Annotated in this window: 26 protein-coding genes and 1 pseudogene; 13 read left to right on the forward strand and 14 right to left on the reverse strand. The window is 56.8% G+C overall.

Annotated features, from left to right (window positions below; translation table 11 throughout):
- Both AC2FIB_RS10345 and AC2FIB_RS10350 read right to left on the reverse strand, forming a co-directional pair.
- Positions 1-134, reverse strand: a pseudogene (locus AC2FIB_RS10345) (Phasin); the annotation flags it as partial.
- Positions 135-265: 131 nt separating this feature from the next.
- Positions 266-2,068, reverse strand: a complete 1,803-nt coding sequence (locus tag AC2FIB_RS10350) for a PHA/PHB synthase family protein (RefSeq protein WP_496736364.1) — start codon at positions 2,066-2,068, stop codon at positions 266-268.
- 110 nt (positions 2,069-2,178) lie between these two features.
- Between AC2FIB_RS10350 and phaZ the strand changes: the two genes are divergently transcribed.
- Both phaZ and AC2FIB_RS10360 read left to right on the forward strand, forming a co-directional pair.
- Complete coding sequence (gene phaZ, locus AC2FIB_RS10355) at positions 2,179-3,450, forward strand: polyhydroxyalkanoate depolymerase (RefSeq protein ID WP_496736362.1); 1,272 nt, start codon at positions 2,179-2,181, stop codon at positions 3,448-3,450.
- Positions 3,451-3,455: 5 nt separating this feature from the next.
- On the forward strand, positions 3,456-4,040 hold the full coding sequence (locus AC2FIB_RS10360) for a DUF6151 family protein (protein WP_496736360.1): 585 nt from the start codon (positions 3,456-3,458) through the stop codon (positions 4,038-4,040).
- Here AC2FIB_RS10360 and AC2FIB_RS10365 read toward each other — a convergent pair.
- The 5 genes from AC2FIB_RS10365 to AC2FIB_RS10385 form a co-directional block, all read right to left on the reverse strand.
- The gene (locus AC2FIB_RS10365; protein ID WP_496736358.1) at positions 4,031-4,747 is read right to left on the reverse strand and encodes an alpha/beta fold hydrolase; all 717 of its coding nucleotides are present in this window, start codon (positions 4,745-4,747) and stop codon (positions 4,031-4,033) included. The genes AC2FIB_RS10360 and AC2FIB_RS10365 overlap by 10 nt on opposite strands.
- An 84-nt stretch (positions 4,748-4,831) precedes the next feature.
- Positions 4,832-5,446: a hypothetical protein gene (locus tag AC2FIB_RS10370; RefSeq protein WP_496736369.1), complete on the reverse strand. Its 615-nt coding sequence runs from the start codon at positions 5,444-5,446 to the stop codon at positions 4,832-4,834.
- 17 nt (positions 5,447-5,463) lie between these two features.
- Positions 5,464-5,892, reverse strand: a complete 429-nt coding sequence (locus AC2FIB_RS10375; RefSeq protein WP_282120052.1) for a VOC family protein — start codon at positions 5,890-5,892, stop codon at positions 5,464-5,466.
- Positions 5,892-6,887, reverse strand: a complete 996-nt coding sequence (locus tag AC2FIB_RS10380) for an alpha/beta hydrolase (protein WP_496736357.1) — start codon at positions 6,885-6,887, stop codon at positions 5,892-5,894. Before AC2FIB_RS10380 ends, AC2FIB_RS10375 begins: the two co-directional genes overlap by 1 nt.
- The gene (locus tag AC2FIB_RS10385; RefSeq protein ID WP_496736368.1) at positions 6,884-7,633 is read right to left on the reverse strand and encodes an alpha/beta fold hydrolase; all 750 of its coding nucleotides are present in this window, start codon (positions 7,631-7,633) and stop codon (positions 6,884-6,886) included. The genes AC2FIB_RS10380 and AC2FIB_RS10385 overlap by 4 nt, the downstream gene beginning before the upstream one ends.
- A 195-nt stretch (positions 7,634-7,828) precedes the next feature.
- Between AC2FIB_RS10385 and thrS the strand changes: the two genes are divergently transcribed.
- The 5 genes from thrS to AC2FIB_RS10410 all read left to right on the forward strand — a co-directional run bounded on the left by thrS (position 7,829) and on the right by AC2FIB_RS10410 (position 12,513).
- Positions 7,829-9,787: a threonine--tRNA ligase gene (thrS, locus tag AC2FIB_RS10390; RefSeq protein ID WP_496736355.1), complete on the forward strand. Its 1,959-nt coding sequence runs from the start codon at positions 7,829-7,831 to the stop codon at positions 9,785-9,787.
- Between the two features lie 222 nt (positions 9,788-10,009).
- Complete coding sequence (locus AC2FIB_RS10395; RefSeq protein ID WP_058275886.1) at positions 10,010-10,312, forward strand: BufA1 family periplasmic bufferin-type metallophore; 303 nt, start codon at positions 10,010-10,012, stop codon at positions 10,310-10,312.
- A 70-nt stretch (positions 10,313-10,382) separates the two neighbouring features.
- Positions 10,383-11,240 carry an MNIO family bufferin maturase gene (bufB, locus tag AC2FIB_RS10400; protein WP_496736353.1) on the forward strand — a complete coding sequence of 286 codons (858 nt, stop codon included), beginning with the start codon at positions 10,383-10,385 and terminating at the stop codon, positions 11,238-11,240.
- Positions 11,237-11,998, forward strand: a complete 762-nt coding sequence (locus tag AC2FIB_RS10405) for an HvfC/BufC family peptide modification chaperone (protein WP_496736352.1) — start codon at positions 11,237-11,239, stop codon at positions 11,996-11,998. Before bufB ends, AC2FIB_RS10405 begins: the two co-directional genes overlap by 4 nt.
- Positions 11,995-12,513: a DoxX family membrane protein gene (locus AC2FIB_RS10410; RefSeq protein WP_282169248.1), complete on the forward strand. Its 519-nt coding sequence runs from the start codon at positions 11,995-11,997 to the stop codon at positions 12,511-12,513. The genes AC2FIB_RS10405 and AC2FIB_RS10410 overlap by 4 nt, the downstream gene beginning before the upstream one ends.
- 1 nt (position 12,514) lies before the next feature.
- Here AC2FIB_RS10410 and AC2FIB_RS10415 read toward each other — a convergent pair whose 3' ends face one another.
- Both AC2FIB_RS10415 and AC2FIB_RS10420 read right to left on the reverse strand, forming a co-directional pair.
- A complete protein-coding gene (locus AC2FIB_RS10415; protein WP_496723624.1) occupies positions 12,515-12,883 on the reverse strand; it encodes a hypothetical protein in 369 nt (122 codons plus the stop codon).
- 39 nt (positions 12,884-12,922) lie between these two features.
- Positions 12,923-13,240 (reverse strand): ArsC/Spx/MgsR family protein, encoded by a 318-nt coding sequence (locus AC2FIB_RS10420; RefSeq protein ID WP_496842006.1) that lies wholly within the window; start codon positions 13,238-13,240, stop codon positions 12,923-12,925.
- Between the two features lie 215 nt (positions 13,241-13,455).
- Between AC2FIB_RS10420 and AC2FIB_RS10425 the strand changes: the two genes are divergently transcribed.
- The gene (locus AC2FIB_RS10425; RefSeq protein WP_010439113.1) at positions 13,456-13,662 is read left to right on the forward strand and encodes a cold-shock protein; all 207 of its coding nucleotides are present in this window, start codon (positions 13,456-13,458) and stop codon (positions 13,660-13,662) included.
- A 230-nt stretch (positions 13,663-13,892) separates the two neighbouring features.
- Here the strand turns inward: AC2FIB_RS10425 and thyX are convergent, their stop codons facing one another.
- A complete protein-coding gene (gene thyX, locus AC2FIB_RS10430; RefSeq protein WP_496736348.1) occupies positions 13,893-14,804 on the reverse strand; it encodes an FAD-dependent thymidylate synthase in 912 nt (303 codons plus the stop codon).
- Between the two features lie 175 nt (positions 14,805-14,979).
- Here thyX and AC2FIB_RS10435 point away from each other — a divergent pair, with 175 nt between their 5' ends.
- Genes AC2FIB_RS10435 through AC2FIB_RS10445 form a run of 3 tightly spaced genes read left to right on the forward strand, consistent with a single transcriptional unit; the run spans position 14,980 to position 16,828 of the window.
- The gene (locus AC2FIB_RS10435; RefSeq protein ID WP_282169246.1) at positions 14,980-15,408 is read left to right on the forward strand and encodes a VOC family protein; all 429 of its coding nucleotides are present in this window, start codon (positions 14,980-14,982) and stop codon (positions 15,406-15,408) included.
- The gene (locus AC2FIB_RS10440) at positions 15,405-16,109 is read left to right on the forward strand and encodes a DUF1194 domain-containing protein (protein ID WP_496736346.1); all 705 of its coding nucleotides are present in this window, start codon (positions 15,405-15,407) and stop codon (positions 16,107-16,109) included. The genes AC2FIB_RS10435 and AC2FIB_RS10440 overlap by 4 nt, the downstream gene beginning before the upstream one ends.
- Positions 16,106-16,828, forward strand: coding sequence for a DUF1194 domain-containing protein (locus tag AC2FIB_RS10445; RefSeq protein WP_496736344.1), 723 nt, complete (start codon positions 16,106-16,108; stop codon positions 16,826-16,828). Before AC2FIB_RS10440 ends, AC2FIB_RS10445 begins: the two co-directional genes overlap by 4 nt.
- Here the strand turns inward: AC2FIB_RS10445 and AC2FIB_RS10450 are convergent, their stop codons facing one another.
- The 3 genes from AC2FIB_RS10450 to AC2FIB_RS10460 all read right to left on the reverse strand — a co-directional run bounded on the left by AC2FIB_RS10450 (position 16,829) and on the right by AC2FIB_RS10460 (position 18,051).
- Positions 16,829-17,326, reverse strand: a complete 498-nt coding sequence (locus tag AC2FIB_RS10450; protein WP_496842007.1) for a MarR family winged helix-turn-helix transcriptional regulator — start codon at positions 17,324-17,326, stop codon at positions 16,829-16,831. It abuts the gene before it with no gap.
- A gap of 78 nt (positions 17,327-17,404) precedes the next feature.
- Positions 17,405-17,623, reverse strand: a complete 219-nt coding sequence (locus tag AC2FIB_RS10455; protein WP_108860430.1) for a succinate dehydrogenase assembly factor 2 — start codon at positions 17,621-17,623, stop codon at positions 17,405-17,407.
- Positions 17,624-17,658: 35 nt separating this feature from the next.
- On the reverse strand, positions 17,659-18,051 hold the full coding sequence (locus tag AC2FIB_RS10460) for a helix-turn-helix domain-containing protein (RefSeq protein WP_058274142.1): 393 nt from the start codon (positions 18,049-18,051) through the stop codon (positions 17,659-17,661).
- 91 nt (positions 18,052-18,142) lie between these two features.
- On the opposite strand from AC2FIB_RS10460, the gene AC2FIB_RS10465 reads away from it, so the two are divergent.
- Complete coding sequence (locus AC2FIB_RS10465) at positions 18,143-19,345, forward strand: pyridoxal phosphate-dependent aminotransferase (protein WP_496842008.1); 1,203 nt, start codon at positions 18,143-18,145, stop codon at positions 19,343-19,345.
- 10 nt (positions 19,346-19,355) lie between these two features.
- Positions 19,356-19,757, forward strand: coding sequence for a hypothetical protein (locus tag AC2FIB_RS10470; protein WP_282119881.1), 402 nt, complete (start codon positions 19,356-19,358; stop codon positions 19,755-19,757).
- Between the two features lie 11 nt (positions 19,758-19,768).
- Here AC2FIB_RS10470 and AC2FIB_RS10475 read toward each other — a convergent pair whose 3' ends face one another.
- Positions 19,769-21,133: an MATE family efflux transporter gene (locus AC2FIB_RS10475; protein WP_282169240.1), complete on the reverse strand. Its 1,365-nt coding sequence runs from the start codon at positions 21,131-21,133 to the stop codon at positions 19,769-19,771.
- Positions 21,134-21,209: the final 76 nt, after the last annotated feature.

Here is a 21,209-nt window from a genome sequence, read left to right on the forward strand (position 1 = left end):
TCCAGCGCAACACCCGACAGCTTTTCGTTCAGCGTCGCGGTCGATTTGAAAGCACCTTCCAGAGCGGTGGTGTCAACAGGGAACGCGCCCATAACGTCTTTCAGGGTCGCGGTGAAGTCTTGCGTCTTTGCCATGTCTAAAATCCTTTTGCCGAACCGAGCCCACCCCGGTTTTCATCAGCTTGAGGACAATATGGATGCCGCAATGCAGCATTGCAAGATTTTTTTTGCTGCATTGCGGCATAATTCTGCAAGGCGCATTGAAATCAAATAGTTGCCTTGACCCGCACATAGGTCCCAGGCGCCGGGGCCAGGACAGGATGGGCCGAATCGCCAGTCGCACGCGCGGGCACCTGTTTACCCGACCGCTTCTTTAACCAAGCCTCCCACCGGGGCCACCAGGAGCCTTCGTGATACGTGGCCTCTTTCAACCAGGTCTCCGGATCTGCCTTCAGGTCGGTGTTGGTATAGTGACCGTATTTCTTTTTGCTGGGCGGGTTCACGATGCCCGCAATATGCCCCGACTCCGAGACGATGAAGGTCTTCGACCGCGACCCCATCTGCTGCACACCGCGATAACACGCCTTCCACGCCGCGATGTGATCGGTCTCGCAGGTGATCGCCATCAGAGGCACGTCTACGTCGTGCACGTGCAGCTTATGCCCCAGCAACTCGAACCCGTCGGTGACGAAGTCATTGCGCTGACACAGGCCGCGCAAGTACTGCACCGCCATGCGGCCCGGCAGATTGGCCCCGTCCCCGTTCCAGAACAGCAGATCAAACGCGGGCGGCGTTTCGCCCATCATATAGCTGCGGATCGCAGGCCCATAAATCAGGTCCTTGGAGCGCAGAAATGACATCGTGCGCCCGATGATCCACGCTTTTAGTACACCGTCATCCGAGATCTGATCCTCGATCCCGTCCACAAAGTCGTTCTGCAGGAAGGGCGTGAACTCTCCCTGGTCTCCAAAGTCGGTCAGGGCCGTGAAGAACGTGGCCGACTTAATCGACTTGTCGCCGCGTTGCTTGAGCAGCGACAGCGTCAGGCTGAGCGTGGTGCCCGCGATGCAGTAACCGACAGCGTTGACCTGTTTGACCTTGCAGATCGATTTGACCTCTTCGATCGCGGTCAGGAATCCGTCCTGGATATAATCCTCCATGCCGATATCGGCATGGGATTCATCGGCGTTCACCCAGCTGACCACAAACAGGGTATAACCCTGCTCGGTCACCCATTTGATCAGGCTATTCTGCGCCTTAAGATCCAGAATGTAGAACTTGTTGATCCACGGCGGGAACAGCACCAGCGGCGTTTCATGCACCGTCTCGGTCGCCGGTTTGTATTGGATCAGCTCCATCAACCGGTTGCGATAGACCACATCCCCGGGCGTCGTCGCGATATTGCCGCCCACCTCAAAGGCGCTGTCATCGGCCAGCTTCACAACCATCTCGCCATCATTGGCCTCGAGATCGGCCACCAGGTTTTCCAGACCCTGGATCAGTGACTGACCTTCCGTCTCAACCGCCTTTTCCAGCGCATCCGGGTTGGTCGCCAGAAAGTTAGTCGGAGACATCATGTCGATGATCTGCTGCGAGAAGAACGCCAGCCGTTGCTTGTCCTTCAATTCCAGATCCTCGACCGAGGCAACCGCCTGCGAAATCGCTTCGGCATTTGTCTGATACTGCTGACGGATGAATTTAAAATACGGGTTGGTCTCCCACAAGGGGTTGGAAAACCGCTTGTCCCGGGGTCCGGATGCGGCCTCTTCTGCCTCGCTGCCCACCAGCGCCTGCTGCGCCTCGGCAAAGTTCATAACAGACTGACCCCAGAACTCGATCTGCTGCTCCATAAGCCGCGCAGGATTTTGCATCGCTTCAGCCCAATACGCCGATGCTGCCTTTGCATAAAGCTCTTGATTCGGACCGTCCAAAGCAGGGTTATGACCCTTCTTTCCCGACATCGCATCAACAAGCCGCTTCGAAAGCTCCTCCACCTTGTCCATATTTTCTTTAAGCCTCTCAAGGTGTTCCGGGGATAGCTCCGGTGTCTGGTGTTCACTTGTTGTCATTTTAACAATTCCCCCTTAACCTCGCTGCTACGCAGAATAATCGTCGTGGGCTTGGGGAGCAAAGCGACGAATGGTCCGACACTCACACCGGCAGCCAGGAGGCCCCCTATATGCGCTACATGATGACCTACGACCTTATGGAAACCATGCGCAACACGAACCAATGGATGGGGGCAACAGCCAGTGCTATGGCGTCTTACCCACTGTTCTCCATGATCCCCAACCCAGCGTTCAGCATGATGGCCGCATGGGGCGAAGTGACCGAGCGCACGTTTCAGCGCATGATCGCAAAGCCGGACTGGGGTATTCGAACGTTCACGTGTGAGGATGGCAAAGACCACCTTGTTGATATTGTTCCCGTAATGGAGCGCCCATTTGGCGACCTGATACATATTCGCGTCAACGGACGGGAAGAACAACCCCGTAAGGTACTGTTGGTTGCACCTATGTCGGGGCACTACGCGACTTTGTTGCGCTCGACAGTCAAGAGCCTGCTGGTCAATTGCGAGGTTTACGTAACCGATTGGCATAATGCGCGTGATATTCCCGTTTCCGAAGGCAAGTTCGATGTCGAGGATTACACGCTGTATCTTGTCGATTTTATGAAGGAACTGGGCTCGGACACTCATGTTGTTGCCGTTTGCCAGCCCGCTCCTCTGACGCTTGCCGCAACCGCTTATCTGGCCGAGGTCGAGCCCAAGGCCCAGCCCAACACATTGACCCTGATCGGTGGTCCGGTTGACCCTGATGCAACCCCGACCGACGTAACCGATTTCGGCCGTCGTGTGACCATGGGACAGCTGGAAGAAACCATGATCCAGCGCGTCGGCTTCAAATACAAAGGCGTCGGCCGCATGGTATACCCAGGCTTGCTGCAATTGGCGTCTTTCATGTCGATGAACGGAGATCGCCACTCCAAAGCGTTCACCGATCAGATCCAGCGCGTGATGCGAGGCGAAGCGTCCGATCACGATGCGCATAACCGCTTTTACGATGAATACCTGGCGGTCATGGACATGCCCGCCGAGTTTTACCTTTCCACGGTCGAGCGCGTGTTCAAAGACCGCGAGATCGCCCGCAATGAGTTCGTTGTCGCAGGCCACAAGGTCGATATCGGGAAAATCACCGATGTTGCGGTCAAAACGGTTGAAGGCGCAAATGATGATATCTCGGCGCCCGGCCAGTGTATTGCCGCGCTTGAACTCTGCACCGGTTTGCCGGATGCAAAAAAGGCAAGCCACGTCGAACCCGGCGCGGGTCACTATGGCATTTTTGCAGGCCGCAGCTGGCGGGATAACATCCGGCCGCTTGTGATTGACTTCATGAATGCAAATACGCGCAAACCAAAGCGTCGCGCCGCAAACAAAAACAAAGTGGCTTAAAAATCATGAGCGGGAAAGTGGCGAAAGACATCCCATTTTCCTGCTCTTGCGGTTCCCTACATGGACGGATCAGCGCCGCAGGCGTGAAACACGGCACACATGTCGTGTGCTACTGTCACGATTGCCGCGCGGCTCAGTTGTATTTTGGGCAACCCGATCCTGCCCCCGGTCCTGTTGAAATCCTGCAGATGCTTCCGGAAGAGATCCTTTTCGACGGCGGTGCCGAGCATCTCGCGCTGATGCAACTGAGCCCCAAAGGGATGATGCGCTGGTATGCCAGTTGCTGCAATGCGCCACTGGCGACCACACCAACAACGCCGAAGTTCCCATTCGCAGGTTTTATCGTTAAACGTATCCCCGACCCAAGTGGTTTGGGGCCGATCACCACGCGCGGGTTTATTCCCAAAGGCCACGGCAAACAGACCCATGAAAAGATTGGGTCGGCCGTTTACGGGCTGGCGATCCGCGTCGCGAAATCGCGGATGTCAGGCAGTTGGAAGAACACACCCTTCTTCGACCCAGGTACCTTCGACCCGGTTGTCGAGCCTGTGATCCTCAGCAAATCCGACCGTGCAGCCCTTTACCCATAAGTGGTTCGCGCAGGCATGTTTAACCAGTTCTCAAGTGCTTCATTGACAACCTGAGGCGCTTCGAGCGTTGGCAAATGCCCCGCGTCCTCAACCACATTTAGTTCCGAATTTGGGATCAGATCTGCCATAAATGCGTGCTTTCTTACTGGTGTCAGCAGGTCATGCGCCCCACACAAGACCAGCGTGGGAACCTTGATCATTCGCAGCACACCTTGCTGATCCGGACGCCGCTGCAAAGCGCGCATCTGGCGTTCGAACACATCTGCCCCCTGATCCAATGCCATGGCAGTCACGTCACTCAGAATGGGAACGCGCCTTGGCCCAGGGGCCAACGTATCTGACCCAAGGATCTTTCGCATAACCTCTTCAAGCCGCCCGGCCTTGGCACCAACCATATACTCTTCTCGTGTCGCCGCGATCTGCGGCGTGTCGGACTGCGCATCGGTGGCCATAAGGCACAGGCGCGAAATCCGATCGGGTGCGCGACGAATAAGTTCAAGAGCCACCACACCACCCATACTAAACCCCGAAAGCGCAAAGCGGTGTGGCAGTTGATCCAAAAGGCCCGAGGCGATCTCTTCAATCCGCTCGCCCAGCGAAACCGGCGCAACCGTGACCGCACGCTGACGGGAAAAGTGCGCGATCTGAGGGGCGAATACCCTAGAATCGCACATCAATCCGGGCAATAGAACCAGCGGCTCGATCAATCGCGGCCTCCTTCGTCTCAGCTTCTTGAGTGGCTTTGTTTTTTAACAGGATGAGAGTTTTTTTCGGCCTGAGCAAGTTAAACTTCACGGATAGGCAATACCGCGAAACGTGGGGAAATCCGCATAGCGCTTTTGACGAGTCTTCAGGTCTTCGCCCGGATTTTCGCCCGCACGCAACAGGCTCCCGCGCGGGGCGATGTAGCTGTCGATACGCCTTAGGGGAATTGGCCGCCACACCAGATTGAAAGCACAGAGTTTTGGGAAAAACCAAATCTCGGAATATTCCAGATGATCGTGCATCCACCACGCCAGATCGCGCCAATCCCGGCCTTCCGCGTAACGATCCGCGAACCACGGAATGACAATCGACGCCCCGGCAATCCGATCATCGCCGGTGCCCCAATCCCAGATATGGCACTCCAGTGGATTATCGTTTCGGGCGCAGTTCAGCCGGTTTTCATTGCCAAATTGATTCAACGACGGCGATCGGTAACCGGAACGGACTGCCACGCGTCCGAACGTCTCTTCTAAAGGGTCCAGCAACGTCTGGCAAAAGGCTCGGCCGGTTTCGATGGCAAGATCAGGATTGTCGGGAAGATTTTGTTTTTCATGGAAATTTCCAATCTCGGAATACAAGAAATCACGCATGAAAAAATGCCGGGACAGGCGCACGCGGCCAAGGTTTTCAAGGCTCCACATGCTACCCGGCTTACGCATCACCCGTACCCGTTCCAACGAAACGCCCCATCAGGCGCCAGAGGTGAGAACGGGTTGAAAGCGACCTCCCATATCGTCCCCTCGGGTGCGCGGAAATAACCGTGATGCCCGCCCCAGAACACATCCGAGGCCGGTTTAAGAACCTCGGCACCAGCGGCTTGAACCTTGCTTAAAACCAGCGCGACATCTTCCTTTGACCGGCAGTTATAGCTAAGCGTCAGCGCCCCACGGCCCAAGGTGCCCACGTCAACACCAATCTCATCGGCAAGTGCCGGCAGAGGATACAGCCCCAGCGTCTGCCCGATCAGATCAAAGGCAATCACACCGTCCGGGCTGTCGACACGTTTCCAGCCGATCTTTTCATAGAATGCAGCGGCGGTTTCAGGGTCTTCCACCCCGACAGTGATTAGGCTGACGCGCTGTTCCATCATTCGATCCCTTGCTCTTTCAACCATGCCAGAATTCCAGCGACGGCGGCATCGGTCTGTCCCGGAGACATCAAACGTCCGGCAATGACATGGGACGATGGGTCATCGCCCGGCCCCATCGTAACCGTCTGAACACTAGCAGGTCCGCCCCAAGCTTCGGCCACCTTGTGGGTCAGGTCCGGGCGCACAACCTGATCATCGTCCGAGAACCAAAACAACGCCGGGACACGCGCCTGCGAGAAGTCCATGGCATAAACAGTCTCAACCAAGGCGGTCATAGGCACAACTGCCTCCCACGGATAAACCGACGACCAGTACTTGTTCTTCTCGGGATCCGGGCCAGAGACGTCCCGCTCTTCCCCCATGATCAATGGCAACCAGCTCCGCGCCCATGGAAGGCCCGGTATCCAGGCGCCGGGCGTGTTCACACCGAAATTCGGAGAGACAAAGACCAGCCCTGCAACGTTTTTCATCAGCGCGTCGTCCAAAGCCGCTGCTGCAGCCAATGTTCCTCCGGTCGAGGTTGAAATCACGACGACCTGATCGCCCACTGCACGAGCGGCGGCCAACCCTTCGGCCATATCCTGCATCCAGCCCGAGGCGGTGCCTTCGGCCATCGCCTCCCCGCCGCGCCCATGACCCTGCAAGCGGGTGTAGACCAGATTGGCCCCCAGCGCATCGGCGACCATGTCCGGGACAGGGCGAATTTCCTCCAACGAGGCGGAAAACCCATGCAAATACAATATGGAAACCGGGGTGCGCTGCTCCTTGAACCCGTCTTGCCAGACAACCCGTTTCTCGACACCGGGTGTGATGTCATTGAAAGTGGACTCAACACTTTCGAAATATACCTGCACCCCCTCACCAAACTTGCGTGGCTCGAACGTCGGGTTCAGGTTCACCTCTTCGCGCGGACCGAACCAATAGATCAATGCTCCGGCTGCAATCAGCACAAAAAGAACGCGACCGATGACTTTGCCGAACACCCGGATCATTGCACGCCCATCACTTCAAGCACGGCGTTTTCGATGATCTCAAGGCATGCCCCGTCCGAGAACCTGTGGTCAGCGTCCTTGACCAAAAGCAGGCGCATGTCAGGTCCCGTGGCGTGGTCCAATAGACGCATTGCGGTTGCACGGGAAACCGCCGTATCTGCAGTCCCCTGCAGAAAACGAACCGGAAAAGGAAGGTTCATTCCATCCCGCAAAACCAGCTGTTGTCTTCCATCCTCGATCATACGCTTTGTGATGATGTAGGGCTCCATATAGTCCGAGGGTAACTCGACATAGCCTTCAGTCTCCAACACCTGTTTTTGCGTGTCAGTGAATGATGCCCAATACCCGTCCTCGGTAAAGTCCGGGGCCGCGGCGATTGTAACCATGCCCGCAATCCGGTCCGGTATCGCTTTTGCCAGCAAAAGCGCCTGCCAGCCGCCCATCGACGATCCGACAACAAGCAGCGGCCCCACAGTCAGTTCCTCCACGGCAGCCAAGGTATCCTCATGCCAGTCACTGATGCAGCCGCCTTCGAACTTGCCAGAACTTTCGCCGTGGCCGGAATAGTCGAACCGCAGGAACGCCTGACCACGCGCCTTGGCCCAGGCCTCAAGATGGACGGCCTTGGTACCTTCCATGTCGGACTTGAGCCCGCCGAGAAACACAATGGTCGGCCCCGTGCCCTCACTCTTGTGATACGCCAACCGCCGCCCCTGCGCGGTGTTCAGAAAATCCGTCGCTGCCATGTCGCCCTCTTTCTCTTTGCCGATCATCATGCACGGCTGTCTCCGGGCCGCAATTGTCGAATTTCGACCTCTCGCAGCGTCAGGTCGGGTACAGTTCCGCGCTTGACAGGTCATGCTGCACCTGCCAAATGGATCGAACAAACATAACCCGCAACCGGGCGTTCAGTGGGCGCCAAACCGACGAGGAGAGCCGATATGGCCCTGGACTCACAGTCAGTCTCCCTTACTTTTCCCGATGGCAATGCACGATCCTATGACGCAGGCGTAACGCCAGCTCAGGTCGCTGCTGATATCTCGAACTCATTGGCCAAAAAGGCCATCTCGGCCACCGTGAACGGCCAACACTGGGACCTGCAGTGGCCCATCGAAGCGGACGCACAGATCGCCATCCACACCATGAAGGATGAGGAACAAGCCAACGAGCTGATCCGTCACGATCTGGCACATGTGATGGCGCGCGCGGTGCAGGAAATCTGGCCCGCAACCAAGGTCACCATCGGCCCCGTTATCGACAACGGCTGGTACTATGATTTCGACCGGGAAGAACCGTTCACGCCCGAAGATCTCGGCCTCATCGAGAAAAAGATGAAGGAGATCATCAACAAGCGCGATCCCGTCACCACCGAAATCTGGGACCGTCAGCGCGCAATCGAATTCTACAAGGCCAATAACGAGCCTTACAAAGTCGAGCTGATCGAGGCCATCCCGGGTAACGAACCGCTTCGCATGTACTGGCATGGTCACTGGCAGGATCTGTGCCGCGGCCCGCATTTGCAGCACACCGGCCAGTTGCCGGGCGACGCCTTCAAGCTGATGAGCATTGCTGGCGCATATTGGCGCGGTGATAGCGACCGCGCGATGCTGCAGCGCATTTACGGCGTGGCCTTCACCGGTAAGGAAAAGCTCAAAGCGCACCTGCATATGCTGGAAGAGGCTGCCAAGCGTGACCACCGCAAGCTGGGCCGCGAGATGAACCTGTTCCACATGCAGGAAGAAGCGCCGGGCCAGATCTTCTGGCACCCGAACGGCTGGAAAATCTACACCACCCTGCAGGACTATATGCGCCGGATGCAGGAACGCGATGGTTATGTCGAGGTGAACACGCCGCAGGTCGTAGACCGCAAACTGTGGGAAGCGTCTGGCCATTGGGACAAGTACCAGGAAAACATGTTCATCGTCGAAGTCGACGAAGAACACGCCCGCGAAAAGGCGATCAATGCGCTGAAACCGATGAATTGCCCGTGCCACGTGCAAGTGTTCAATCAGGGCCTGAAGTCCTATCGCGACCTGCCCCTGCGTATGGCGGAGTTTGGATCATGCGCCCGGTACGAACCCTCGGGCGCTTTGCATGGGATCATGCGGGTCCGCGGTTTCACGCAGGACGATGGCCATATCTTCTGCGCCGAGGAACAGATCGAATCTGAGACCGCCAAGTTTATCGCGTTCCTGTCCAAGGTCTATGCCGACTTAGGGTTTCATGACTGGACCATCAAACTGTCGACTCGCCCGGAAAAGCGGATCGGATCGGATGAAAGCTGGGATCTGGTCGAAAAGGCGCTGGGTGATGCCTGTAAGGCAGCGGGCTATGAGTATGAGGTTCTGGAAGGCGAAGGCGCGTTCTATGGCCCCAAGCTGGAATTCACTCTGACTGACGCGATCGGTCGGACATGGCAGTGCGGCACCCTGCAAGTTGATCCCAACTTGCCCGAACGTTTGGATGCCAACTTTATCGGAGCCGATGGCGCAAAGCATCGTCCGTTCATGCTGCACCGGGCAACCCTGGGCTCGTTCGAACGCTTCATCGGTATCCTGATCGAGGAACACGCTGGTAAGCTGCCGTTCTGGCTGGCACCGCGTCAGGTGGTTGTCGCCTCGATCACGTCCGAGGCGGATGACTATGTTTTGGAAGTTGTCGAAACGCTCAAGGCCGCTGGCGTGCGGGCCGAGGCGGATATTCGCAACGAAAAGATCAACTACAAGGTTCGTGAGCACTCGGTCGGCAAGGTGCCGATCATTCTGGCGGTCGGGCACCGCGAAGTTGAAGAGCGTACCGTAAGTGTGCGCCGCCTTGGCGAAAAACAGACACAAGTTCAATCTCTTGAGGCTGTAACAAAAGAGCTGTCATTGGCCGCGACGCCGCCTGATCTTCTGTAACATTCGGCGACAAATTGCCCGAAATCCGACCCCAATTTCGGGGTCGGATTGAAACATTTTCCATTTTTCATTTCAAAAACAGTTTGTTAACCTTCAAGAGGGCATTACGCTCTTTGACGGGGTTGTGAGACACGGGCTCGTGAATTCACCTGCTCCGATTTAGCTACTACCTTTGTCATTGTCACAAGAAGACATACGCAGTCATCAAAAGGGATTACCGAGATGTCGAACACAGCAAAAACCCTGGTTATCGCAAGCGCAGTTGCAGCAGCCGTATCCGGCGTCGCCACAACCGCCTCCGCACAAGCCAAAGAGAAATGCTATGGCGTTTCGCTGGCCGGTCAGAACGACTGTGCCGCTGGCCCCGGCACCACCTGCGCGGGCACCTCGACCGTTGACTATCAGGGCAATGCCTGGACTCTGGTCGACGCTGGAACCTGCGCCGATATCGAACTGCCCAAGTCGGCAGATGGTGCAGCGCGAGAAGGTTCGCTGGAACCGCTGGAGCGCGACCTGCCGGCATAAGCCCAAGCATCTGAGAATCGGAGGGGCGGGCCCTATCGCCCGCCTCTTTTCGTGACCGGAGGATTTGCACATGCTGGATAGTTCACTTCGATCGAACAGGCTGCCCGCGGCACCGGGCGTCGGGTATAAACCCCAGCATTACGACCAGATTCTGGACCATGCGCATCCGGTCAGCTGGCTTGAGATCCATGCCGAAAACTACATGGGTGATGGCGGCAGGCCGCTGGCTCAATTGCGCCACCTCTCTGAAAAATTCCCCATTTCCGTACACGGCGTCGGCCTCTCGATCGGTGGAGAAGGCCCCTTGGACCCCGATCACCTGGCGCGCCTGAAACACTTGGTGGGGTGGCTGAATCCGGCCAGCTTTTCCGAGCATCTGGCCTGGTCGACCCATGACAGTCATTTCCTGAACGATCTACTGCCCCTGCCCTACACGGACGAAACGCTGGAGCAAATCTGCGCACATATAGACCAGGTTCAGGAAACCGTGGGGCGGCAAATGCTACTGGAAAACCCGTCCAGCTATTTGGCTTTTGAAGAAAGTACATGGTCCGAGCCTGACTTCCTGCGGGAAATCGCACGTCGGACTGGATGTGGTCTTTTACTGGACGTGAACAATGTCTTCGTGTCGGCCACCAACCTGGACTTCTCGCCGCAGGGCTACATCGACGCCTACCCGCTGGGCAACGTCCACGAGATACACCTAGGCGGTCATGACGAAGATGAAGACGACCATGGTCGTCCCTTGCTGATCGACAGCCACGGTCGCGAAGTCGTTGATCCCGTGTGGACTTTGCTGGACTACGCGTTGGACCGTTCCGGTCCGAAACCCGTACTGATTGAATGGGATACGGACGTACCCGACTGGTCCGTTCTTCGGGCTGAAGCAGATCGGGCGCAGGCGGCACTGGACCGCATCCCAGCATGAGCGTTTCGCAAACCACGTTCCGCGCAGCCCTGCTTGACCCGTCGGCGGCCGTTCCGGACGGTTTGTGGGATGCCGCAGAACGCCCTGCCGGGCGACGGTTCAGCGTTTACCGCAACAACGTGGCTGTTTCGCTGACCGAAGCGATGCATCAAGCCTTTCCCGTGATCGCACGGCTGTTAGGCGCGCAGAACATGGATGGGCTTGCCGGGCTTTTCCTGCGCAAACACCCCCCGTCTTCACCGCTGATGATGTTTTACGGTGAGGATTTTCCGGAGTTCCTTGCCGGGATGGAGCAGCTGTCGCACCTTGGCTACCTTGCCGACGTCGCGCGTCTGGAACTGGCGCTGCGCCGGTCCTACCACTCTGCTGACAGCCAACCGGCACCGCCTGATGCGCTGGCCATCCCACCGGAAGAGATCGTTCTGGCGAAGCTGGAATTTGCGCCATCCATGAAGGTTCTTCGGTCAGATTGGCCGCTGTTTTCGATCTGGCGCTTCAATTCAGAAGACGGTGCACCAAAACCTGCCCCCGGGTCCGAAGATATCCTTATCACCCGGCCCGAATTCGACCCGGCCCCGCATTTTCTGCCCAAAGGCGGAGCGGACTGGATCGCGCACGTTCAGGCCGGACTTACCATTGGCGAGGCATTTGAACAAACCTCTGCCGAATTCCCCGAATTTGACCTTGGGGCCACTCTGGCGCTGCTTTTGCAGGGCGGCGCAATAACCTCTGTGACTATCGAAAGGCTGGCAACATGACTGCCCTGATCTCATTGCACAACAATACCCTGGGAAGGTTGGAATTGACCTCTGGCTGGTTGACACCGACCCTGGCGCGGGTCGTGTTCATCGCGGTTCTGCTGTTCTATTTCTGGAATTCAGCAATGACAAAAATCGACGGTTCGATATTCTCGCCGTCTGCAGGCGCGTTTGGTCAGATCTTTCCAAAAGCGGCTGAAGCCGCCTTGTACGATATTTCTCAGCTGACCATTGTCCAGCGTATCGTGATTTTCCTGGGTACCGTTGCAGAGTTCGTTCTGCCCGCGCTGCTGCTGGTTGGCCTGCTTACACGCCTGGCAGCATTGGGCATGATCGGTTTTATCTGGGTTCAGACCGCCACTGACGTTACCGGGCACGGCGTGAAACTTGGCAGCCTGTTCGACAATGCGATCTCATTGATAGACCAACGCATGATGTGGACTTTCCTGTTCCTCGTCATCGTCATTAATGGCGCAGGTCCGCTCTCGGCCGACCGAATCCTGCGCATTAAGTGAACTAGAAATGTGCCTTGGGCTCGTCCGGCTTTCCCGCGGCCAGCCCAAGGATGCCCGCCACGGCGGCAAAGGCCACCGGGAACATCGTAAAGACGTTGAAACCAAACGCGAAATACATCCCGACGGCTGAGATCAGCAGCAATATTCCACCAATCAGAGCCCGCGCATGGGCCATTGCGCCCCCCGCGATGGCCAGCAAAGGTGCAATAATGGAAGCAGTCTGGATGAACTGTGCGTTGTCCACTTGTTCAGCAAGGCCTTCGATCTCACCGTAATGGTCTATGAATTCGATATAGCCATAGCCAAAAAAGCCAACAATCATTCCGATCAAACCGGCAATGACGCCCAAAATCATTGATGCGTTGCGCATTTAAACCCTCATAATTACGTCAGACACATAAGCGCCCAATCAGGCAACGCCAAGACTTGCCTTGGTTTTTGCGGTCCAGCCCAACAACAACGTACCGTCATCTTCAATCAAGGGGCGCTTCATCAAAGTCGGGTGTTCCTTCAGTAGCTCCAAAGGTGGTCGCGTGCGTTGTTCCGCGTCCAATCCACGCCAAGTTGTTGACCGGGTATTGAGCAAAGCTTCGCCCAACGTATCAAACGCCTCTGTCAGGACAGAATCGGGAACACCTTGCGTCCGAATGTCTACAAATTCTATATTTTCGATTTCTTTCAATGCCTTACGGCACGTATCGCAATTTTTCAGGCCATATAGACGCATTTTGGGACCGTTCCTGTACTAGTATGAATTTTGGGCATTTTTGCCTGCTGCTTCCAGTAATTCTTGATTTTTTACTTCACCGTGCAATGTTGAAAAAGACGAAACACACAATTCGGGCCGCGTCGTGTGGGCGAAGCGGTGATGTGTTGTGGTTACGTCAACCACTGCCCCCACCAATTTGTGGGACAACGTGTAAGTAGAAGGAGACACGGGAAATGCCAACTGGCACCGTGAAATGGTTTAATACCACGAAAGGCTATGGGTTTATTGCCCCTGACGAAGGTGGCAAGGACGTTTTTGTTCATATCTCGGCCGTAGAACGGTCCGGTCTGACCGGACTCGCTGACAATCAGAAAGTCTCGTATGAGTTGGAAGACGGACGCGACGGCCGCCAAATGGCCTCTGATTTGAAGCCGTTATAAAACACCCCGTCATCTGCGGGTACTAAAAGCAGGCCAACGGCCAATTTCCGGCCGTTGTCCATTCTCAAGGGTTTGAAACCTTAACCTTGCGTCGGTTTGGAATCGGCATGAGTGTTTTCGTTTTCGCCGAAAACCACGATTTCCGAGCGTTCACAACATCACACTGATGACTGATGTCATGAGCCGCTCGAAATGGCATCATGACATCAAAAGAAAGAATCTTGTCGGTTTTAACCCTCGCGAATGACTGCCTCGAACTCGCGCCATTCCCGTGTTGTCATGCCCGAGTTTTCCTGCGTCACGGCTTCGCCGGCCAACATGCGACGCAGGCTATCAACCATCTGCGCCGAAAGGTTGACCGCGCCCAAACGGTAATCTTCGAACGCTTTATACGCGAAGGGCACCCAGTCGGCGACGATCTTGCACATCATGTCGGCGTAAACGCGGATTTCGTACTGAGCATGTGGATCGGCCCGCAAGCGCAGGAAATGGAACAGGTTGTGCAGATCCACCTTCCAGTACCACTGCGTGTAGATATTCGCAGGCAGGTTCATGCGCGCCAGTTCTCGCGCCAGCCCCTGCTGACCATCCTGGTTGATCATCGCTTCATAATTGTCGTAGCACCGCGCGCTATCGGCCTTGAGCATCTCAAGAACGCGGGCCGCCTCTTCCCCTTGCAGAGCGTCTCCCCGGCCCTGATTGTTCACTTCAGACTGCGCGGCCACGTGGTCCGGCGCGGGGATATAGAACTCGCGGTCCAGAATCGAATAGCGGGCCGAGTATTCGTTCACGTTCGCGGTGCGGTGACGAATCCACTGACGGGCTACAAAGACCGGCAATTTGACGTGCAGCTTGATTTCGCACATCTCGAACGGGGTCGAGTGCCAGTGCCGCATCAGATAGCGGATCAGCCCCTCGTCATTCTGCACCGATTTGGTGCCTTTGCCGTAAGATACGCGTGCCGCCTGACAAATTGCTGCGTCATCCCCCATGTAGTCAATGACGCGCACAAATCCGTGGTCCAGTACTTGATGCGCGGTATAGAGGTGGTCTTCCATCCCCTCAGCCACAACGCGGCGTGTTGGATGCGATTGCGCCCGTTGCGCTTCGATCTCGGCCAGTTGGTCAGAGGACAGCGGCATGAAAGTTCCTTTCCAGCAATGAGTCGCTCACCACTATATATCGGCAATTCACAGACAGGAACCGCGACATGTGCACCAAGCGTCGCAATTTCCAAATTGTGTCCACCCTGCCCCTCGACACGCTTGGTCCGCGCGTTAAGCTGCAGCGCATCACCTGAATAGAAAGGAAGCCACAATGGGGCTGACATATCTTCACACCATGGTCCGCGTGAAGGATCTGGAGAAGTCGATGGCGTTCTATGAACTGCTGGGCCTGAAGGAAACCCGCCGTTATGACAGCGAAGCGGGCCGGTTTTCGCTGATCTTCATGGCCCCTCCGGGACAAGAGGATCGGCCGATCGAGCTGACCCACAATTGGGATGGGGATGACACTTTGCCCAGCGACAGCCGACATTTCGGGCACCTCGCTTATGGGGTCGACAACATTTATGAGGTTTGCCAGCACCTGCAGGACAACGGCATTGTGATCAATCGCCCACCGCGTGACGGGCGCATGGCGTTTGTGCGCTCACCCGACAATATCTCGGTCGAGCTGCTGCAAAATGGTGACGCGCTGGAACCGGCCGAGCCCTGGGCCAGCATGGAAAGTGCCGGTCACTGGTGATCCGCTGGCTGATAGCATTGGGACTGGCCGTTCTGGCCAGCCCCGTTCGGGCCGAGACCTGTCGCCTTGCCCTGGCGCTCGCCATGGATATTTCGACCTCGGTGGATGAGAATGAAGACGTTTTGCAGCGGCAGGGCCTGGCCGCTGCATTGATCGCGCCAGAAGTGGTAGAGGCGTTTTTTTCCTCGCCCGCACCGGTCGCGCTGGCCGTGTATGAGTGGAGCGGCCGCACCACCCAACGCGTTATTCTGAACTGGACCATGATCAACACCGAAGCCGACCTGCTGGTTGCCGCCTCAACGGTGCAGCAATCTGTTCGCTCGGACAGCGCCTCGGCCACGGCAATGGGTTATGCCTTGGCATTTGGCGCGACTTTGATGCAGCAAGCGCCACCCTGCCTTTTTAACACCATCGATTTGTCCGGCGATGGCTCAAACAATGACGGCTATGGGCCGGACTCGGCATACCGGCACTTTCCTTTTCAAAACGTCGTGGTCAACGGGTTGGTGATCAACGCTGCGGACTTTGAAGGAGAATTGTTCCTCATCCCGTTCTTCGAGAACAACGTTCTGCACGGCCCCGGTGCGTTTCTGGAAATCGCGCAAGGGTTCGAAGATTTTGAGCGCGCGATGCGTCGCAAGCTGGAACGAGAATTGAAAGGGTTGCAGATCGGTGCTTTGCAGGAGGGTGCACATCAATGATCCGCCTCCTGGCCGCGATATTTGTCATGTTCGCCAGCGCCGCCGCGTCGGAATGCAGGCAAGCACTGGCGTTGGGGCTGGACGTGTCCGGTTCGGTCGACAGCGCCGAGTATAGGATGCAAACCGGCGGTCTGGCTGCGGCCTTGCAACGCCCTGAAGTTGTTCAACTGATCCTGTCCGACATCGGCGCGCCTGTACGATTGGCAATCTACGAATGGAGCGAGACCCGCCATCAACGCATGTTGGTAACCTGGACTGAGATCCGAACTGCACAAGATCTTGCGCGGATCAGCGACCAATTGAAGACCGTCGCGCGGGGTAACGCACCACAGGGCACGGCTGTTGGGTCGGCAATGCGGTTCGGCGCTAATCTACTGTCACAACAACCGAATTGCTGGAAACGCACATTGGATCTGTCAGGGGACGGCAAGCACAATCTGGGCCCTCATCCACGCAGCGTGAAGGCCGAACTGGAAAACACCGGCATCACGATCAACGGGCTCGTGATCGGAGCAGACGATCCCAGTCATGGCGACAAACGCTATGTCCAGGTCGGTGAGCTTTCCGCCTATTACAACACATGGGTAATACTGGGGCCCGGAGCCTTCGTCGAAGTCGCTTTGGGCTTTGAGGCCTATGAGGACGCGATGACCCGAAAACTGATACGCGAGCTGGAGGGGCTAACCCTGTCCGACGCCACAGATTCCCTGCGCCCATGATCAATAGATGTACCGGATTTGGTCCGTCCAATACCGCTCGACCCGACGCAGGGATGTGGTGATGTCGTCGATGCCTTCCAGCCCCAACACGCCGTGATTTTGCAGCCCCTCAGCGTGGCGCGAAAACAGCTCGGATACGACATCGCGTATTTCACGACCGCGTGGGGTCAATCGAACCCTTACGGAACGGCGGTCGATCTCGCATCTTTGATGGTGCATGTACCCCATTTCGACCAGTTTCTTCAGGTTGTAGCTGACGTTGCTGCCCTGATAATACCCACGACTTTTCAGTTCACCCGCGGTGACTTCATGGTCGCCGATATTGAACAAAAGCAAGGCCTGTACGGCGTTGATCTCCAATACGCCAACACGCTCAAACTCATCCTTGATGACGTCCAATAGCAACCGGTGCAGCCGTTCCACCAAGGCAAGTGCCTCAAGATAGCTGGTCATGAACCCTTTGGTTCCCGGCGCGGAGACCTGCATTTCCATACTCATCCGATCCTCCGATTCAGTCGCGCTGTTTCAGGCAGGATGAATGGAAATCCCGAAAAATCGGTTAAGCCGGATTTTCTTTTATTTTTGAAAGGTCTGCGCGATGTCCGATATCAATTCGGAATAGGTTTCGGGCGGCTGCACCTGCCCTGTGACCCACTGATAAAGATCCTGGTCGTTTTCGTGCAGCAACGCATCATAATTATCCAGATCCGACGGCTCCATGGCCGTCAGATTTCGGTCAGCATAGGCCGACAGGATCAGATCCATTTCCTTGATCCCACGCCGCATGGATCGCATCTTCAGCCGCTTTATACGAACGTCCTGTGGTTCGTTCACCGACCCTGCTCCAGCATCAGACGCACCCTTTTCTCCAGCTTCGCGGCCCGCTCGGCGCTGGCGCGCATTTCACCGCGAATGGAACGCAGCTCAGCCACGACATCCGCAAGCTCGGGTGCGCCTTCTTCCGCTTCGACGGGGGCATCCATTCCTTCGCCTTCGCCGGTCAGCAGCCACATGATCGACACGTTGACCATGCCTGCCATCATGGAAAGACGGTTCGCGCGTGGCTCGGACAGATCATTTTCCCAGGCTGCAATTGTTGTCTTTTTTACGCCAAGCCGGCGGGCCATCTGGGCCTGGGTCATACCAGCCGCTTCGCGTGCCCCTGCCAGCCTGTCCCCGAATGTCGCAGAGTCCGGTCCGTACCAGTCATTCTCGTCGTTCATCGGGCTCTCCAATTCCATTATTCATATCGCTTGATCGTCATTCGAGCGCACCCTATGACAGTCAAGCTGAACATACAAATCGAGGCCGACCATGAGTTTCCTTTCTGCGACACTGTCACGCGTGAAGCCATCGCCCACCATTGCGATAACCGCTAAAGCGGCCGAGTTGAAAGCTGCCGGGCGCGATGTCATCGGCCTAAGCGCGGGCGAGCCCGATTTCGACACTCCGCAGAACATCAAGGACGCAGCAGTAGCGGCCATCGCAGCCGGGAAGACCAAATATACTGCGCCTGACGGCATCCCAGAATTGAAACAAGCTGCCTGCGCCAAGATGAAGCGTGACCATGGGTTGGACTATACGCCAGCACAAATTTCAGTCGGCACCGGCGGCAAGCAAACCTTGTACAATGCGCTGATGGCCACGATGAACGAGGGTGATGAGGTTGTGATCCCAGCGCCGTATTGGGTTTCCTATCCTGACATGGTGCTGTTGGCGGGGGGCACTCCGGTCATTGCGGAAACGTCGATCCAGACCAATTTCAAACTGACTGCAGATCAGCTTGAGGCCGCGATCACACCAAAAACCAAATGGCTTATCTTCAACTCACCGTCGAACCCCACTGGTGCAGGCTACAGCCGTGAAGAGCTGAAAGAACTGACCGATGTTCTGATGCGTCATCCGCATGTTTGGGTCATGTCCGACGACATGTATGAACATCTGGCGTATGACGGGTTCGAATTCTGCACACCGGCGGAAATTGAACCCCGCTTGTATGACCGGACGCTGACCTGCAACGGTGTCTCCAAGGCCTACGCCATGACTGGGTGGCGCATAGGTTACGCGGCAGGACCGGTCGAGGTCATCGCCGCCATGCGCAAGATCCAATCGCAATCAACTTCGAACCCCTGCTCGGTCAGCCAATGGGCGGCGGTTGAAGCACTGAACGGCACTCAGTCCTTCCTGGCCCCCAACAACGAAACGTTCAAACGCCGCCGTGATCTGGTTGTTCGCATGCTGAACGAAATCGACGGCATCAGCTGCCCGACGCCCGAGGGGGCGTTCTACGTCTATCCATCCATTGCCGGGCTAATTGGCAAAACCACCCCCGCAGGCACTGTGATCGACTCGGATGAGGCTTTTGCGACCGCATTGCTGGAAGAGGTGGACGTGGCCGTCGTGTTCGGTGCGGCCTTTGGCCTGTCGCCAAACTTTCGGGTCAGCTATGCGACCTCCGACGAGGCGCTGACCGAAGCCTGCACCCGCATCCAGCGCTTTTGCGCATCATTGACTTGAGTAAGCGCAAATGACGTCGGAACTGCCCGAATATTATTTCCGCGTTCGCGAGAATGGTGCGGCGGTTTTCAGGATCGACACTGAAAACCGCCAGCGCCGGATCGAGATGGATCAGATCGCGGTCATCAACATCCGCAATGGCGAGGTGAAACCGCAAGGCCAACGCACGTTGTCCGACGCCGACAAGGCCGAGATTGCCCGTTGGATGGAGGCGCGAAAAACGTTGCTTGCCCAGCGCGATATCGACGACATTCATCGGGCTGTCGATTATCTGAACCTCACCACGCAATGGGCGCAATCCAAGGCGACACCAGAGCAGCTTGAGGACGTAACCGACCGGTTGCTGCTGGCCATGCATGACCTACGCTCTGTCCTTGTGCGAAAAAAGGCAGACCGCTTCGGCAAAGACTGACCCGCCGAATTTTACTCGGCGGGTACACCGACCTCGCGGACCGAGCGCATCCAGAACCGCGCCATCAGCATAACCGCTGCGCAGGCCAGACCCAGAACAAGGCCCAGCCAGACTCCGATTCCGTCCATGCCCAACACGAAGCCAAAGTAGTACGAGGACGTAATCCCCACGCCCCAATAGCTGAGCGCGGCCATGACCATCGGGACCTTTGCGTCCTGCAAACCACGCAGGAGGCCAAGCGCAATGACCTGTGCCCCGTCCACCAATTGGAACAAAGCCGCCATGGCCAGCAGGCCTGTACCGATCATCAGGATTTCCGGACGCTGCGGGTCATCCGGTTCCATGAACAGGGAAATCAAAGGCTCGGCATAGGCTAGGAACAGGATGACAGTCAGGACCGAGATCACCAAAGACATCCCCGTCACCGCAATCGCGCCGCGTTCCAGATGTGGCCTATCTTTCCGGCCCAACGCATTCCCGGCCCGGATCGTCGCAGCGTTTGACAGCCCCAGATGCACCATGAACGTCGCGGATGCCAAATTCAGTGCAATGCCATGTGCCGCCAGCGGAACCTGACCCAGCCAGCCCATCATGATCGCTGACATTGCGAACAGGCTGACCTCGGACAGGGTCGTCAGGCCAATCGGGACGCCCAGGCGGAGAACGCTCAGAAACATCTCCCAGTCCGGACGCCAGAACCTTTGGAACAGGCTATGTTCGGGCAAAACGCGCATGGCGTAGATCACCACGCAGACCAACGATACGACCTGAGTGACAACCGACGCGATGGCTGCGCCCATCACACCCAGCTCAGGGGCTCCCCAATTCCCGAAGATCAGGGCATAGTTGGTGATCGCGTTGACCACTGCAGCGGCCACGGTGATCCACAAAACGATCTGGGTCCGCTCCAACGCGGCCAGATAGGATTTCAGCACCATCACCAAAAGCGCCGGAATTAGGCCCCACCCAGCAACCCTGAGGTACTGGGACGCAGTTTCAGCGACTTGCGGGTCCTGCTTCAACGCAAGGAAAATAGGGTACGACCACCAGAGCATTGGCATCATGACGGCCGCGTAGATAAGCGACAACCACAACCCCATACGCGTTGTACGGCGAATACTTGTTTCGTCTTCTTCAGCCGCAGCCGTCGCCACCATTGGCATGACGGCCAAACCGAATCCGGCCCCAAACAGGAACAGCACAAAGAAATAACTGCTGGCCAAGGTCACGGCGGCCAGTGCCTCGACACCATACCAACCCAGCATGACCGTATCCGTCAGCCCAATAGCAAATTGGGCCAAGTGCCCGCCGATCAGCGGCAGGCCCAGCACAGAAATGGCCCGGAAGTGGCCACCATATGTCATCACCTTACTCATCCGAACAGCCTTATGCCCGGCCCGAGGCCGGGACAAGAGGCGAACGACGAAATTTCACCTTGAGACTACATCCTCA

The organism is Ruegeria sp. YTSA072 (assembly GCF_059610285.1).